15 protein-coding genes are annotated in these 15,083 nt (G+C 42.5%); 11 read left to right on the top strand and 4 right to left on the bottom strand.

The genetic code is table 11. From position 1 onward, the window contains the following. Both FE394_RS17590 and FE394_RS17585 read left to right on the top strand, forming a co-directional pair. Window positions 1-3,657 (top strand): RHS repeat-associated core domain-containing protein (locus tag FE394_RS17590; RefSeq protein ID WP_319927651.1); only part of this gene is annotated, 3,657 nt, incomplete at its 5' end. 34 nt (window positions 3,658-3,691) lie between these two features. Further along, window positions 3,692-4,423, top strand: coding sequence for a barstar family protein (locus FE394_RS17585; protein ID WP_319927650.1), 732 nt, complete (start codon window positions 3,692-3,694; stop codon window positions 4,421-4,423). A gap of 81 nt (window positions 4,424-4,504) precedes the next feature. Here FE394_RS17585 and FE394_RS17580 read toward each other — a convergent pair whose 3' ends face one another. After that, a complete protein-coding gene (locus tag FE394_RS17580) occupies window positions 4,505-4,747 on the bottom strand; it encodes a SymE family type I addiction module toxin (protein ID WP_319927649.1) in 243 nt (80 codons plus the stop codon). Window positions 4,748-4,790: 43 nt separating this feature from the next. On the opposite strand from FE394_RS17580, the gene tnpA reads away from it, so the two are divergent. Beyond that, window positions 4,791-5,120 (top strand): IS66 family insertion sequence element accessory protein TnpA, encoded by a 330-nt coding sequence (gene tnpA / locus FE394_RS17575; RefSeq protein ID WP_319927648.1) that lies wholly within the window; start codon window positions 4,791-4,793, stop codon window positions 5,118-5,120. A gap of 305 nt (window positions 5,121-5,425) precedes the next feature. On the opposite strand, the gene FE394_RS17570 is transcribed toward tnpA, so the two are convergent. Further along, window positions 5,426-5,587, bottom strand: coding sequence for a hypothetical protein (locus tag FE394_RS17570; RefSeq protein WP_319927647.1), 162 nt, complete (start codon window positions 5,585-5,587; stop codon window positions 5,426-5,428). 237 nt (window positions 5,588-5,824) lie between these two features. On the opposite strand from FE394_RS17570, the gene FE394_RS17565 reads away from it, so the two are divergent. Together FE394_RS17565 and FE394_RS17560 are read left to right on the top strand one after the other, a co-directional pair. Then, window positions 5,825-6,190 (top strand): hypothetical protein, encoded by a 366-nt coding sequence (locus FE394_RS17565; protein ID WP_319927646.1) that lies wholly within the window; start codon window positions 5,825-5,827, stop codon window positions 6,188-6,190. Window positions 6,191-6,944: 754 nt separating this feature from the next. Then, window positions 6,945-7,481: a hypothetical protein gene (locus FE394_RS17560; RefSeq protein WP_319927645.1), complete on the top strand. Its 537-nt coding sequence runs from the start codon at window positions 6,945-6,947 to the stop codon at window positions 7,479-7,481. A 61-nt stretch (window positions 7,482-7,542) separates the two neighbouring features. On the opposite strand, the gene FE394_RS17555 is transcribed toward FE394_RS17560, so the two are convergent. Further along, window positions 7,543-7,905: a DUF1090 family protein gene (locus FE394_RS17555; RefSeq protein WP_319927644.1), complete on the bottom strand. Its 363-nt coding sequence runs from the start codon at window positions 7,903-7,905 to the stop codon at window positions 7,543-7,545. 397 nt (window positions 7,906-8,302) lie between these two features. Here FE394_RS17555 and FE394_RS17550 point away from each other — a divergent pair, with 397 nt between their 5' ends. Then, window positions 8,303-9,526: a tyrosine-type recombinase/integrase gene (locus FE394_RS17550; protein ID WP_319927643.1), complete on the top strand. Its 1,224-nt coding sequence runs from the start codon at window positions 8,303-8,305 to the stop codon at window positions 9,524-9,526. Window positions 9,527-9,649: 123 nt separating this feature from the next. Next, entirely contained in the window at window positions 9,650-9,934 is a 285-nt protein-coding gene (locus FE394_RS17545; RefSeq protein WP_319927642.1) for a helix-turn-helix transcriptional regulator, read from the top strand. Window positions 9,935-10,112: 178 nt separating this feature from the next. Here FE394_RS17545 and FE394_RS17540 read toward each other — a convergent pair whose 3' ends face one another. After that, window positions 10,113-10,292, bottom strand: a complete 180-nt coding sequence (locus tag FE394_RS17540) for a YlcI/YnfO family protein (RefSeq protein WP_319927641.1) — start codon at window positions 10,290-10,292, stop codon at window positions 10,113-10,115. Between FE394_RS17540 and FE394_RS17535 the strand changes: the two genes are divergently transcribed. From FE394_RS17535 to FE394_RS17520, 4 genes are all read left to right on the top strand, one after another. Beyond that, a complete protein-coding gene (locus tag FE394_RS17535) occupies window positions 10,283-12,397 on the top strand; it encodes a TOPRIM and DUF927 domain-containing protein (RefSeq protein ID WP_319927640.1) in 2,115 nt (704 codons plus the stop codon). The genes FE394_RS17540 and FE394_RS17535 overlap by 10 nt on opposite strands. 613 nt (window positions 12,398-13,010) lie before the next feature. Next, window positions 13,011-13,931 (top strand): hypothetical protein, encoded by a 921-nt coding sequence (locus FE394_RS17530; RefSeq protein ID WP_319927639.1) that lies wholly within the window; start codon window positions 13,011-13,013, stop codon window positions 13,929-13,931. After that, window positions 13,928-14,323 (top strand): DUF1240 domain-containing protein, encoded by a 396-nt coding sequence (locus FE394_RS17525; protein ID WP_319927638.1) that lies wholly within the window; start codon window positions 13,928-13,930, stop codon window positions 14,321-14,323. The genes FE394_RS17530 and FE394_RS17525 overlap by 4 nt, the downstream gene beginning before the upstream one ends. Window positions 14,324-14,559: 236 nt before the next feature. Beyond that, window positions 14,560-15,083, top strand: a 524-nt coding sequence (locus tag FE394_RS17520) for a phage major capsid protein (RefSeq protein WP_319927637.1), incomplete at its 3' end; no start/stop codon positions are given.

The raw sequence follows: 15,083 nt of genomic DNA, 5'->3' as shown, positions 1-15,083 counted from the left end.
AAGCAGGAGAAGCCTAAGGAATCGACGCAGAAAACCAGTAAAAAGCCCAAGGAGGAAGATTGCTGTGGTGATCCGGTCGATATGGCTACGGGGGATTTCCTGCAACAATGGCCGGTGCTCTCCCTGCCGGGCACGTTGCCCTTGTCACTTGTCCGGACTTATCGCTCAACCACGGATTTTACCGGATTGCTGGGGCCAAAATGGGCAGATGACTGGTCACGGCATCTGACCCGGGACGGCAAGGCCACTCATTTCACCGATGCGGATGGTGTTGTCTACACGTTTCATACCCCAGAGGAAAAGGTTTTCTCCGTTAACCTGCACGCCGGGCATTATCTCTTGTTTGGTGAGCGGAGTGGCGGATTGCATGTCTTTGATCGCCAGACCCAATTAATCCTGAGCTTTGAACAGCAGGATGGCGAACGCCGCTTGTTGTCTGCGATCCGTGACCGTCATGACAATGGCATCACTTTCCATTATGAAGACCGTCACGACGAGGGCATACCCCAACTGGCCCAAATTACACATTCTGATGGTTACCGATTGTTACTGGACTATGACCAGACTCGGCTGGTGTCAGTGGAATACCTGACGGAGGAACTGCGCCAGCGATTGGTGACCTGCCAGTATAACGATCGCGGCTACCTGTCGGAGTGTCAGACTTTCCAGCACAGTCACCTGTGGCATGAATATGATACTCACGGCTACATGACCCGCTGGCACGATACCGACGCGACTGATGTGTCAATGGGTTATGACGATAAAGGCAGAGTCGTGTCAGTCTCTACCCCACAGGGCTATTGGCAGGATCGTTTTCAGTATGACGAGGTCAATCGGGTCACGACTTATCTGGATGCGGAAGGCGGTTGTACCCGCTATGGGTACAATGAGAATGACCAAATCGTGCGTAAAGTTGATCCACTGGGCAGAGAAACGGTGCTGGAATGGGACCTCAGTCATAAGCTCTCGGAGACCGACCCGCTGGGCAGAAAAACCACCTTCGAGTACAACCCCTACGGTGAACTGACCACACTGACTCAGCCTTCCGGTGAAACGTTTATTTACGAGTATGACGAATACGGTCAGGTGTTGCAGGCTACATTACCGGAGGGCAAAAACTGGTGTTTTCACTACAGCGCGCAGGGCGCTTTGGATGCAGTCACTGACCCACAGGGACGGCTGGAAGAATACCGTTATAACCAGCATGGCGAGTTACTGCGCAGAATCCTGCCCGATGGGACGCAATGGCGTTATGACTATGAGCGGCACCGGTTGCATCAGGTGCTGTTACCCAACGGCTATGCCACGCGTTATGATCAGGACGGACTGGGACGGCTGCGTTGTGTGACCGATGCGCTGGGGCAGGAAACCCATTATCAGCACAGTGCGTTTCATGCCAGCCAGGAAAGCAGTGTGACAGAAATTGAGTTACCGGATGGCGTAAAGCAGCAGATTGACTACGACAGTGAACGCCGGATCACCGCCGTCACCGACGGTGAGGGACACACCACACGCTATGTGTATGGGGCGTTTGACTTGCTGACGCAGCTGATCCGTCCGGATGGTACGACACTCAATTTTGGTTATGATCGTTTGGTCCGGCTGAACAGTGTGGCCATGGCAACAGGCGAGACGTATCGTTATGAGCGCGATCTGGCCGGGCAAATTATCCGTGAAACCGATTTTACCGGACGGACGGTGGAATATGCCTATGATCCGCTGGGCCGCCGTACGTTGACCCGTCATCCGGATGGGCAGCTTATCCGTTACTGCTATACCGCCCAGGATCAGGTGAACCGGCAGGAGCACTGGACCACGGGGGAGTTAAGCTGTGAACTGACAGCCGTTACGGCATACCGGTATGATACCCGGCGGCGGTTGATCCGGGCGGCTTCAGCCGATGCGGTGGTCGAGTTTGACTATGATGAGGCCGGTAATCTGGTGTGTGAACGGTTGAATGGCCGGGAAATCGTCCGGGAGTGGGACAGCACCACTGACCTGCCGACGGCGGAAACGCTGGATGGCAACACCCTGCAGTTTGGTTATGACCGGATGGGAGGGATGAACCAGATTCAGTTTAACCGGCACAGCCCCTTATTGCTGCATTATGATCCGCTGGGGCAGGAAACGGTACGGGAAAGTCCGGACGGCTTTATTCTGGCCAGCCGCTATACGGCAACAGGATTACTGGCACACCAGTCAGCCGGCCGTGTGACGGCCCTGTTCCGTGAAACGCTGCAACAGAATGACCCGCATTTCCCGCCTCAGGCGACGGCCGTGAACCGGAGCTGGCAATATGACCGGGCGTATAATGTCAGGGTGATTGACGACGGGCGCTGGGGGCAGACGCGTTACCGCTATAATGGTAATGGTCAAATTGTTCAGACCATGTATCAAGGGGCCCGGCCATATGAAGAGCAGTTCCGCTATGATGCCAACGGTAACCTGAACTTACATCTTCCGGTGGATGCGCGGGGGGCGGTGGATCATATTGCCCAGTCGCAGCAAGCGGGCCGTGTGGTCCAACAGGGCGACACCCGCTACCGCTATGATGACCATGGCCGGTTGGTGGAAAAAACGGCACAGCGCGATGGTTTTCGGCCACAGGTCTGGCGTTATCGCTGGGACAGCCGGCATCAACTGACCCAGTGCCAGACACCGGACGGTTCACGCTGGCACTATCAATACGATGCGTTCGGGCGGCGTATCCGCAAGCTTAAGGTGCACGACGGTAAACTGACGGCCGCTAATTTACAACGCTGGCTGGACGGTAAACCGGATTTAACGCCACGGGCGACGGAAATTTACGGGCAGGAATATTTGTGGAGCGGTGACCAGCTGATTGAGGAAACGCCGTTGTATGCCGATGGCTCGCTGGCGCTGGACAGCCGCGTGCGCTGGCTGTACGCGCCGGGGGCGCTCACGCCGTCCGCCAGATACGAACGGGGCAAGCTGCATTATGTGGTGAGTGACCATCAGGGCACGGTGCGGGAGATGCTCAACGAAAACGGCACGCTGGTCTGGGCACAGCGGCTGACCACGTGGGGGAAAGCCGAGAAGTCGCAGGTGATCGCGTCCAATGACCCGGATTATCATGTGGGCTGCAATCTGCGTTTTGCAGGGCAATATGAGGATGCGGAAAGCGGGCTATACTATAACCGTTTTCGGTATTATGATCGGGAAACAGCTCAGTATCTGACGCCAGACCCGATCGGGCTGCTGGGCGGGGTAAATCCTTATTCTTACGTATATAATCCGCTGTCTTGGGTTGATCCGTTTGGGTTGGCGGGTAAAGATTGTGATAAGTCCATTAAATTATCTTCACCAAACCCAGTCCCTAAAAGCGTTAGGGGAGAATATGAAGATATAATCACAGGAAAAGGTACTCCAAGGGTACATAAAGATACTGGAATTCAAAAAACCCTAGAAGATAGAAAAGGAAAAACGAATAAATTCTGGATCGGAGCTAAAGAATGGCAAGTAGTTCATTCAGGAAAAGGGCTTGACCCACACCATCGCATACTAGAACAAACATTACCTAATGGTCAAAAAATATATGGATATGTACTAAATCATGATTACGAAAAAGTCTATAAATTTCCGAGTCCTTGGTATCCCGATGGTGGTAAATATCCAGGGCACAAGTCAGTGAAATGATAAACATTAAATTATTCAACAGAATGGCAATACTATGAACCACAGTAAATATTGCATATATATTAATGATGTAGAATGCGCTATAGCCGATGATATTGACTTTTTTCACCTGAGTAATAATGAAAGCGATAATTTCGGATTGATTCTATTAAGATCAAAAGAAATAAAGATGCAGAAGAGTGTCAAATTAAAAAAAGAAGACACCATTACTATATCCTATTATATCAATGGGGTATGTGCATTTGAATTTAATGGTTATATAATAGACAAAGAAAATACTCTAACAAACAGTCAAGAGTTTTTATTCGTAATAAAAACTTCTGATGAGCCACCTCTTACCATTATTGCTATTTTAAAAGAGTGGGTTAAAGGAAATGATTTTATCTACTGGAAAAACAACAAATGCATAGAAGCAAAAAATCTATGGCTAACCGCATGTTTATACTGGCAGCAAATTTTTCCACCAAAACCTAATAAAATACTTAATGCCTCACTAAGCTTAGAAGGTGTCAATAATTATCTTGACTTCTTTTGCATGCTTGGAGAAGCATTTTTGGGGAAAAGAGGATATATAGGTAGAGATTTTCATGGGTTTGATGATTTATTGGGTGATCTTAGCTATGAAAAATCAGAAATTAATATTTATATTGAAAATATGAATAAATTAAAACTTTTTTTAGAAAGAATTAGTCCTCCTGATTGCAATTACTATGATACCTTCATGGCAATTTTAGCAGATAGAAAATGTAATATTCACAAAATATAATTTTGTTAATTAGTTTTAAAGCCGGAAAGATCCCCGCGATCTTCCGGCTTTGTTATTTTAAGAGCTGCTCACTCCCTGCCCTTAGCGGCTTTTATAGTCGCCAATCAGCTCCCGCATTCTCAGCTTAATTTCACTGATTTGCTCGCGCTGGCGCTGGTATTGCTGTTTGAGGCTGTTCGTCTCGTCACTGTCAGGGATCAGCACCAGACAGCCGTCCATGATCTTCACCGTGACCGAGCCGACAGTCTCAAAGCCTGCGGCCTTAAGCCTTTGCCCCTTAAGGGTAAGCGTACGGGGAACCCCACCTAGCCAGAGGGAATTCACTGATTAAAATAGTGTCACCTATTCTGATGATGGAAAAAACCTCATGCGCCAATCCAAATTTACTCAAGCTGAGTGGCTGGACATCTTTGAACAGCAGAAAAAATCCCCACTGACTGTCCCGCAGTTTTGCCAAAAAATCGGGGTTTCAACAACCCGCTTTTATCATCATCGCCAACGCGCCGCCGGTTTACAGGAAAAAACCGCTGAGCCGGCCGCCCCATCTGCTTTTATTAAAGTCAGTGACGTTCAGAAAAAATCCGCCTTATCCGGCCCACTCCCCATCTTATTTGAAACGCCGTATGGCAGCCTGCGTTTCCCAGCCGACACGGACATGCACGTTATCATTGCGATTATCCGGGGGCTCGCCGCATGAAAATGTTTGTGGATGTCCCGGACGTTATTATTCAATAGAGGAAACAGATCCTAAGGTAAATAGGATTGAATTTTGGGAAAGAAATAGATATCACCCAGACCCCGGCTTTTATCAAGTAACTAACTCAGGTATATTGAGCAGTAAAAGGTCATTATATGACCCACACAATAGACTGGATTTAAAGCACTATTTAATTAATGGCAATGATAGCCATGTGGAAATAATTGCATCTAAATATGAATATAGATATTTATAAATAGTAATTAAGGCCGGAAAGATCCCTGTGATCTTCCGGCCTTGTTCTTTTAATAACAGCTCAATCCCTGCACTTCGCTACTTTTATAACCCCCAATCAGCTCCCGCATCCGCAGCTTAATTTCACTGGGCTGGCCTTGCTGGCGTGCGTACTGCTGCCGGATAGCGCAGGTCTCGTCACTGTCCGGTATCAGCACCAGACAGCCGTTCATAATTGATCGTCAGCGTACAGCCCGTATCCCACGGTGTAATAACGTTCGGTTTCTGGCAGTTTTATTTAAATGTTGTAAAAACGAATGCTTGTCTGATAAGGCAGCATGAGCTTTGTGATAGGTTAATTATAAAGTACATTTATTAAAATGGAGTTCTTCGCTATTATGGTCTATATAAGATCAATGTATTATTATTGCCGAAAATTCTTCGAGTAAGTAATTAAGGGTTTTTGAAATATGATGAACAAAATATTCTTATGCTTTTCGGCCATCATGCTTACTGCTTTTCCGCACATATCATTTTCAGCCTATACATCTAACTTTGAGACAAAGACTTATGATATCATTATCGATGTACGTTGCTCCGAAGGTAATATAAGTTGTGATGATGTTATTTTTACTGTGATAAATAAGAAAAATCATAATTCTTTGATGGTGAAAGGAAGTACTCTAAACCGAGATTGTAAAACAGGAAGCTGTGATTTTTATGGGTATGAATTTAAAGATAAAAAAATAACATACACTATTTATCAATATGGAACTTTAGAATTATCGGAAAAAGGAAATGTTATTTTTTCAGAGGATGGTAATTTTAAATATTAATAGGCGTGTATTTTCATTAATCATCATTTATTTTTTTGGCAGGAAATAAAATATTATTATTTTTTTGGGGTTGTCTTGTTTATATATTTTTCATTGATGAGACAAAAATGGTGATTTATGAAGATTGTGTTAATGAGGGAATGACCGAGTTTTTTCCGTTGGAAGAAGCTATTGATTATTTAAATTTAAAAGGTATAGACATGCAAAAATAAAATCATATCAACTAAAACACTGACATGTATAAATTACCAGTGTTCTTCCCGAATATTCCATGTATTCAACCCTGTTAAAACTATCAGTAAATCACGTTAGCAATCATTTTCCTCATTTATTATTTGTTAACCATATTTTTCTATTTGAAATCAAAAAAATAGTGAGTACACTTACTATACTTTTTCTCCATCCAGAGTATTCCTACACAGGGCTTTTGATGTTGAAGAACTGAAATAAATGTCAATTTTTTATCTTGTAAACCGCACTTGATATACCAAATAGCAATTATAAAACAGTTGATTATAAGTGATGTGGAGTTGTCTCCACAATTCAGGATATGCCCTCATGACATATTGTGAACTCCAAAAAGATCAGACTGCTGTTGAATAGCAGGAGCGTCTTTTTAGATTGTGTTTATCAATATCATGTCCTGAGGGAGTGTGATAAATGAGATGTGGTAAGGTTAATGCAATAAGTTGATTTTCAAGGTTAAAATTCCAAGGCCGTTTTCTCATATCAGACTTGATTATGAAGGGAGGGAATGATGTTTTTCCATGTTGTCAACAAAAATAATATTATCGTATTTGTGTTAATGTTGGGAGTTGCCATTTTATTTTTGTCTTTCAATAACAGCCAGTTGGGCATTATTAGTTATGCCGATAAGCATTGTCAGAAAAATACAACCTGTTTGATTGATGTGAATAAGATGGCTCCTTTTGACTGGGACAAAATGTATATCATCGATAAGGGAATAGAACGTGAAGATATTGAGGATATTATCGGTACGACATTTAATGAGAAAGCCAGTTTTTTTTATAAAATCATTTTTGTCCGGGATCAAAAGGTGATTTATTCAGATGAGTATCATCCTTCGGATGAATCTTATGAGAAAAAGTTTATCAAGCCCAATTTTCATTATCCGTATGAAAAAGAAGGTAATTATTTTAGCCACTATGCGATTTCTAAAGATAATTCCATTCTTTCAGTTGAAATTGAAAATGAGTCTCTTTTGAGTGACAAAGTTTACTACAAGATTTCGCCTTCTAATGGTCAGCAAGTCAGAGGAAAAAATCTGTAAGTTTCTTCTATTCGTTTTCGGAAAAATGAGCAAAGTTGATACTCGATTGAGTGCAGGCCGACTATTTCTGTTTAGCCTGCACTTTTTTGCCGGTATTTACTGCTTTTTTAGTTGGCTTGCCTGACTGATTTTTGCTGCTTGCCTGTTTTCGGGGCTGAGGATTGCCAGCCAAATTATTTTTCACGGTTTCTGATTTATTGTTCTGCTTTTGCAGTCGTTTCTCCAGATCACATGTGGTCTTTATGTTTTCTAAGGTTCTGGTTAATCCCTTTATCAGACGCTCGTCTTTGTCCGCTTGAGCATATTCGAGTTGCTTCTCCAGCGTTTTTTTCTTGATTTTACATCCTGCTTTATCTTGGTCTGCGTAGGCAACACTCATACTGAAAACGGTCAATACAGCTAAGAGTACTGTTTTCGACTTCATGAATTATTCCTAAGGTTAGTGAGAGTAATTATCTGAAATTTTATACGCTGATCTCGATTTGATCCTGAAAATTCAACTGGATTCACAACAAGGAAGGAGCTGAAGGAGGCTTTTATCTTTTTTGTCGAGAATGAGGCTATAATGCCTTCCTCAGTTGTCTGGTAAGGCATCAGGCAAATTATCAATATTCTGCTCTCGGGATTAAATCGAATGTTAAGTTATCGTCACCTATGGGATTAGGTGTTTTGATGCTATTCCATTTGAGTTTTATTTCTTATTTATCAAATTGTTATCTTAAAACATATACTGTATATTTTTCCAGTGTTTATTGACGTTTTCTCACTTTTGCATCACACTGTGGGGTAATCGGTGGGGCAACAAATTGTGAGATTTGAACATGTCTACAGGTATAAACAAACTATCGGATAAGAAATTAAGAGCGCTGTTGGGGACACGCTCCGATAGAGTAAGAAAAATATCTGATGGTGGTAGTCTGATGATTCGAGTCACAAAAGCTGGCTCTATAACTTGGATATATAAATATCGTCTAGGTGGTCGAGAGTCAGAAGCAAAATTATTAACATTAGGGAAATATCCCGATCTATCTTTAGCTAAAGCCCGTGAAATGCGCGACCAGTGTCGAACATGGTTAGCAGAAGGAAAAGACCCACAAAGAAAAACAAAGTTAGATAGGAAAAGCACCTTAAAACCAGTAACTGTTAAAGAAGCTATAGAATACTGGTTGAATGAATACGTTGATGAAAATTTGGTTTTATCTGAAAGATACAGGGAACGTTTCGAAAAACATCTTTTTCCGCATATAGGCGAAATTGCCCTTTCTGATTGTGATACTCATTATTGGCTAAGGTGTTTTTCTCTGGTCAAAAAGACCGCTCCGAGCATTGCAGGTGCATTGTTACAAATGTCTCAACAGGCTTTAAAGTTCTGCCGAGTTCGTCGATTTGCTGTTTCTCATGTACTGGAAGGTATCACGAAGCAGGATATAGGGGTTAAACAAAATAAACGAAAACGAGTTCTGACAGAAAAAGAATTGTCTGATTTTTTAAAATCAATTAATGGCAATTACTATATTTCCTACTATCAGAATATATTTTATCTATTAATTGTATTTGGCGCACGAACAGTAGAGATTCGTATGTCAAAAATGGATGAATGGGATTTAGAACAAAAATTATGGACTGTTCCAGAATGTAATAGCAAAACGAGAGAGAAAATAATTAGGCCAATCCCTGATGCAATATTTGAAAAAATAAAAATGTTAAAGCACCAAAATAGACATTCCGAATATTTGTTGGGGGAATTAAAAGATTATACAACGGTTAGCATGGCTGGCTGTCGAGTATGGGAAAGGCTAAAACATAATGAGAAGTGGGTGCTTCACGATTTACGGCGCACATTTGCCACAATGTTAAGTGATATGGGGATCGCCCCGCACATTGTTGAGTTACTGCTAGGTCATACTTTAGGTGGTATTCTGGCAGTTTATAACCGAAGCCAATACTTACCAGAGAAGCTAGACGCTTTAAACAAATGGTGTGAGCGGCTTGATGTATTGGCGGGTAACTATGAGAATGTGGTTATATTAAAAGCAGCTCAATAATGGGAATGAGTTTGATTGCGAATATGATAATTGTGATATATATGTAACAAATGTGGCTTACTTCCGTAATAATTTCCATTAAGTAAAATACCCTCACAAAAACAATTAAACAGTGAGGGTAACATGACTATTCAATACAGCATTCCGACACCTGAAGAACGCCGCTCTATCCTTTCTGAATATGGCGAACCTTATGATCGTCTGATCCGTGAAAAGGAACGCCAGCACATTACCTCTATTTCCAGAACATCAGCATGGAAACTGGAAAATGAAGGCCGCTTCCCTGCCCATAAGCCATTAGGCCGCAATTCTTGTGCTTGGTTGCTCAGTGATTTGCTGCATTGGGTACGTAATCCGCCAACCGTAGAAAATATAAATAACCCGTATAGCCGTAAACCGACCAATTAAAAATAACATCATGGAAAAATTAACTGCCTTAATTGGCAGTTGTCAAACTCACTCTAAAAATAGCCTGATCTTTGGCATAAAGGGATGTGATGGTAGATATTAGCTATAGAGATTCTTTGATATTAAATAGTCATCAATTGGAGAAGCAACCCTCTTTAAGAGGGTTAGTTGATTATTCTTACTCAGTTGATGTTTTGGCTTTACGCTGGCGGCGTTTGATTTCGCCCGACATAGCCGACACTATGAATTGTGCAGTGCTTTCGCCTTCTTCTTTTAATTTTTCCATTAAATCAACAAGCTCATGTGGTACGCGAGCTTCTAACTTTTTTGACTTTGCATTTACTGCTTTTGTTGCCATATCTGTACGCAACAGCGTTAACGGTCAGCCAATTGCATGATGGCGTGGTACTGGCTGCAATGGATGAAGGTAATTTACCGACGGTTGCTGAGTTGGTCAGAAAGCAATGGCCAAACACGAAAATCATTCTTGCTGCTGATAATGACTGGCACGAACAAGGCGAACGGGACAAAAACGGCAAACTGAAAAAGAACGTCGGCAAGATTGCCGCAGAAAAGGCCGCTCAATCTGTGGGTGGATGGGTATCTTTGCCACCGACAAAAGAAAAAACCGATTGGGATGATTATCGCCAGCGTTACGGCATTGAGGCAGCAAAGCAAGCGTTTAGTGATGAATTATGTCAGATAAGGAAAGAAGAACCCGTGTCAAAATCAGTCGTGGTTAATTTGGATGAACACAGAGAAAAAGAACGCGATCTGTTAAAGCCACATGTTGATACACGAAAGAACGGTATTTATTGGGTTGAACCTAAAGAACAAAACGGAGAAATCATTGAGATTGAAAAATGGCTGAGTGATTACATGGAGGTCGTCGGTATTGGTAACGATGGCGGGGAAGGTTATCTCATCATTAAGTTATCTCAGGAAGGGACAGATAAACTGACCTTTGAAGCCTTACCCCGCCGTGAAATTGGGATGCCGATAGGCTGGACGCGGCTGCGTTCAAGGGGAATTAACATCACAACCAAAAACAGCCTGTTACCGATTTTATCCGACCACTTACAGCGCAGCGGAGATCGCCGCCAGTGGGAAGTCACACAGACGGCAGGTTGGCACTGTGGGGCATATGTCATGCCGGATGGTGAGATCATCGGTCAGCCTGATATGCCCGTGGCGTTCTGTGGGGGCACATCGGCTATTGCGGGTTATGTGGTCAGGGGAACCGCCGACGAATGGAAAACCCGCGTTGCTTCATTAATGAAAGGCAACCGTTCAATGATGCTGGGGGTGCTGGTGGGATTAGCTGCGCCGCTCAACTCGTTAACAGGGGGTAGCTGTTTTGGTGTGCATTTATTCGCTCAGTCCTCAGCGGGTAAAACGACTACGGTTGAGGCCGCCAGTAGTTTATACGGTGATCCGGAAGAACTTAAATTATCGTGGCATGGCACCCATCACGGTTTAAATAACGAGGCGGCAGCCCGCAATGATGGTTTCTTGCCGATTGATGAAATTGGGCAAAGTTCGAACCCGAAAGAAGTCGCCAACAGTGCCTACAGCTTATTTAACGGCGTCGGTAAAATTCAGGGGAAACGGGAAGGCGGAAACCGTGTGGTTATTCGCTGGAAGATAGCCGCCCTTTCGACGGGAGAGGAAGATTTGGAAACTTTCCTGATAAAAGGCGGGATTACCCCAAAGGCAGGACAGTTAGTCAGGTTGTTGAGTGTGCCGTTTATTGATACTGAGTTTTTCAATGGTTATGAGGATGGTGATGCACACGCAAGGGCAATCAAACGCGAATCAAAACGCTACTGTGGCACGGCTGGGCGGGCGTGGATCTTGTGGCTGTCTGAAAATCAGGAACAGGCAATAGAAACTGTAACCCGTAAAGAAAAAGAGTGGCTTGATAGCCTGCCAGAAGAAGCCTCGGCACAAGTGAAACGGGTGGCTGTCCGCTTCGCTTTACTGGATGCCGCCGGAGAACTGGCGATCCACATTACAGGCTGGAATAAGGCAGATTGTCATAGCGCGATAAGGCAAAGTTTTGATGACTGGTTAGCAGATTTTGGTATCGGGAACCGTGAAAAATATCAGGTTGTCACCCGTGCCCGCGATTTTATCCAGAAACACGGCTTATCGCGTTTTCAGCCTTATACCTATGGAAAACTGAATGGAAACATAGACACTGTTAACGCCATGAGAATTAACCATCTCGCGGGCTATCTGGTACATAACCGCCGTGATGATGGTCAGGTCGAATATCACATTATTCCCAGCGTATTTGAAGAAGAAATATTGCAGGGGTTACAGAAGAAATCAGGCTTTGAGGCTTTGGAAGAAGCCGGAATGTTAATCAAAACGGAGAAAGACCGCTTTATCAGTAAAACCATTTCAGTGAATGGCACTCAGGGGCGCTTTGTGGTGCTGGTTTTCAATGATGAAGATTAGCCCTCACGTAAAAGAAAAAACATCGGGATAACGGGATGGCGGGATAATAAACATTTAATTAAATAAATATCAGTAAGTTATATCTGTTTTAATTATCCCGTATTATCCCATTGCATCCCGTAACGTGATGTAGCTATAGATAAAGTATTAGCGTGACAATGGGTTATCCCGAAAACATTTTTTCTTTGACAGGCTATAATTCATTGAATAGTAAAGAGCTAAAAATATTGTTACTGCATTTCGGGATAAGCGGGATAATGTGGGGTAAGTTAACCGGATGAAATATAAAGTAAAAATGACATTTATCCCGCTATCCCGTGGAAATTGATGCAGTTATATAGCGTTGTGGTTATGAGAAAAATAATTTGATGAGCTTTTATCTTTCGCATTACCTGAAATTTCAATTAGGTAATTATCTGATTTTATTTAAGAATAGAGATTAATCACAATTCTACTGGTGTACTTTTATCCATGCTGGAATAGATAAGTATTATTGTTATATCCTGTTTAATTGATGCTGTATCGGGAATCATGGCACAAACCAATTAATTCTTAACTGGCGTTATAGTAACACTTGGAATAATTTATTTTGAATATTATGGAGAATTAAAGAATGACACATAGGAAATATAATCCCACTTGGGATGGTTATATGGGCGATGTTTTAAGGGGTAATGTGGGGATTAATCAGTTAAAGCCTCAACATGAATTTTTTGATGCCATTGGACTAGAAAAAGTATTGAGTGATAATACCCAATACCACATCGTTCTTTCGTTATCAGAAGCCAAAAGCATTATTGAAGATATAAATCCACCTCGTCCACCGGATCCATATAGTGGAGAAGCATTTGCAAGAGGAATGAAGGAAGAAAACAGAAAAAAAAGTCCTATGTCGTATGTATTTTCTGTCACAGACCCTATTTCTACCTATGCTGGAAATATCTATGATTCACGTGGCTTATATGATGTTATTCAAGAATTTAAGAGATTGGGTATTACAGCTACAGAGCATATAGGAGAAAATGGAAGAAGATATATTCACATATCAGGGTATGCAGGTCTTAGGCGTATTATCCGAGGAGCGCGATATAGTGCCAATCATCCTCAAATGTTAATGATGGGAATAGGGCAGCAAGGTCTTAATTCAAGCATCATTGGTGGGGTTAGGTTTTGTATTATTTTTTCTATTGGGTATCGAATTATTGAAGGTATATTTAAAGATGAATATACATTGGCTGATTTTATTGGCAACATCACAATGGATATGGCTAAGACGGCTATTATCGCTGCTTCCTCTTGGGTTGTAGGTTCACTATTAACAGCTACTGCGCTTGTAGGGGGAAGTGTTGTTGCTGTAGCAGGTATTGTATTCCTTGTTGGAATAGGTGTAGCTATAGGATTAGATTATCTTGATAAACAATATCAAATAAGCGATAAAGTTATAAAATATATTAAAAATGAGATTGATAGGAAGAAAAGAACACCAGAGGCTAACTTGCAACAAATATTTAATGGATTAGGTAATATCAGATGAAGAATAAATACATTAAATTACTAGGCTCTTTGATAATGCTTATTGTAGTTACAAGTATTATGATTCCTGTTAGCGAATACATTATTTCTTTAGTGCTTATGAAAGATTTGATAGTATTCTCTGGTGCGGTGGTAATGTATTCCTTATCATTTCCATTAATATTTTATTCTATGGCAGGCTCTGCTTTTTTCTTCATATTTAATAGATTGCCAAAATATAATGAATCTATCGTAAAATATCTGAGCAAGTTAATGTTCATTTCATTAATTATCGGTTTTCCAATCTCTTTTTTTGTAGGTTATCAATTGAAAAATGATGGCTATTTGGTTTGTGACAAAATTTCATGGATGTCACCTACTACTTATGTTAAAGACATTAAATTATGTAATTGAAAAATTTTGTAAATATTTCGTCCTCATGTTTCCGCAAGTTTAGCCCTCATGTTTCGAGGGTTTTTTATTCTATTTTTCATAGATATATTAAGAAATGGCACTCAGACGTGAGCCGCCATCAGGCCGTTTAATCAAGCTGCGAGAAGCAGCCTGTGAGACGCAGAAAAAGATTATTCGGCCTGCCTCTCTCAGAGCTGGTTTCACGTCTTAACATTCTTGTTCACGGAAACCATGTCATGAAAAAGCTACTCGAATTACGCCAGCAAAAGGCAACCCTCACCGAACAAATGCGTTCACTGCTCATCAAAGCCGAAACTGAAAAACGTTCACTCACCGAAGATGAAGCAAAACAGTTCGACGAACTGCGCAGCCAGTCCGACACGCTGAATACTGAAATTGCCCGTTATGAAGCCTTGGCTGATGAAGAACGCAGTCAATCAAAGACACAACCGACCAGTAATAAACTCAGCAATGATGAATTGCGCCACTATGTTTTGACTGGCGAAACCCGCGCTTTGTCTACGAGTGTTTCATCTGAGGGCGGCTATACCGTTATCCCTGAGCTGAACAAACAAATCATGCAACAACTGACTGATGAGTCAGTGATGCGCCGGATCTGTATGGTGAAAACCACACGTAGCAACGAATACAAACAGTTGGTTTCTGTCGGTGGCGCAGCAGTGGCGCATGGAGAAGAGGGCAAGGCACGCGGTGAGACGTCCACGCCGAAGATGGAAGAAGTCAGCATCAAACTATTTCC

The organism is Xenorhabdus littoralis (genome assembly GCF_033949345.1).
Lineage (GTDB): Bacteria > Pseudomonadota > Gammaproteobacteria > Enterobacterales > Enterobacteriaceae > Xenorhabdus > Xenorhabdus littoralis.
The sequence above is the reverse complement of the archived record's forward strand: the minus strand, read 5'-3'. Positions and strand labels throughout refer to the sequence as shown.

What these genes read in the sequence shown, in the direction of transcription:
- FE394_RS17565 (WP_319927646.1), top strand. Translation starts at nt 5,825, where the DNA reads ATGATGAACAAAATATTCTTATGCTTTTCGGCCATCATGCTTACTGCT.
- FE394_RS17570 (WP_319927647.1), bottom strand. Translation starts at nt 5,587, where the DNA reads ATGAACGGCTGTCTGGTGCTGATACCGGACAGTGACGAGACCTGCGCT.
- FE394_RS17555 (WP_319927644.1), bottom strand. Translation starts at nt 7,905, where the DNA reads ATGAAGTCGAAAACAGTACTCTTAGCTGTATTGACCGTTTTCAGTATG.
- FE394_RS17530 (WP_319927639.1), top strand. Translation starts at nt 13,011, where the DNA reads ATGACACATAGGAAATATAATCCCACTTGGGATGGTTATATGGGCGAT.
- FE394_RS17545 (WP_319927642.1), top strand. Translation starts at nt 9,650, where the DNA reads ATGACTATTCAATACAGCATTCCGACACCTGAAGAACGCCGCTCTATC.
- FE394_RS17550 (WP_319927643.1), top strand. Translation starts at nt 8,303, where the DNA reads ATGTCTACAGGTATAAACAAACTATCGGATAAGAAATTAAGAGCGCTG.
- tnpA (WP_319927648.1), top strand. Translation starts at nt 4,791, where the DNA reads ATGCGCCAATCCAAATTTACTCAAGCTGAGTGGCTGGACATCTTTGAA.
- FE394_RS17540 (WP_319927641.1), bottom strand. Translation starts at nt 10,292, where the DNA reads ATGGCAACAAAAGCAGTAAATGCAAAGTCAAAAAAGTTAGAAGCTCGC.
- FE394_RS17525 (WP_319927638.1), top strand. Translation starts at nt 13,928, where the DNA reads ATGAAGAATAAATACATTAAATTACTAGGCTCTTTGATAATGCTTATT.
- FE394_RS17560 (WP_319927645.1), top strand. Translation starts at nt 6,945, where the DNA reads ATGATGTTTTTCCATGTTGTCAACAAAAATAATATTATCGTATTTGTG.
- FE394_RS17585 (WP_319927650.1), top strand. Translation starts at nt 3,692, where the DNA reads ATGAACCACAGTAAATATTGCATATATATTAATGATGTAGAATGCGCT.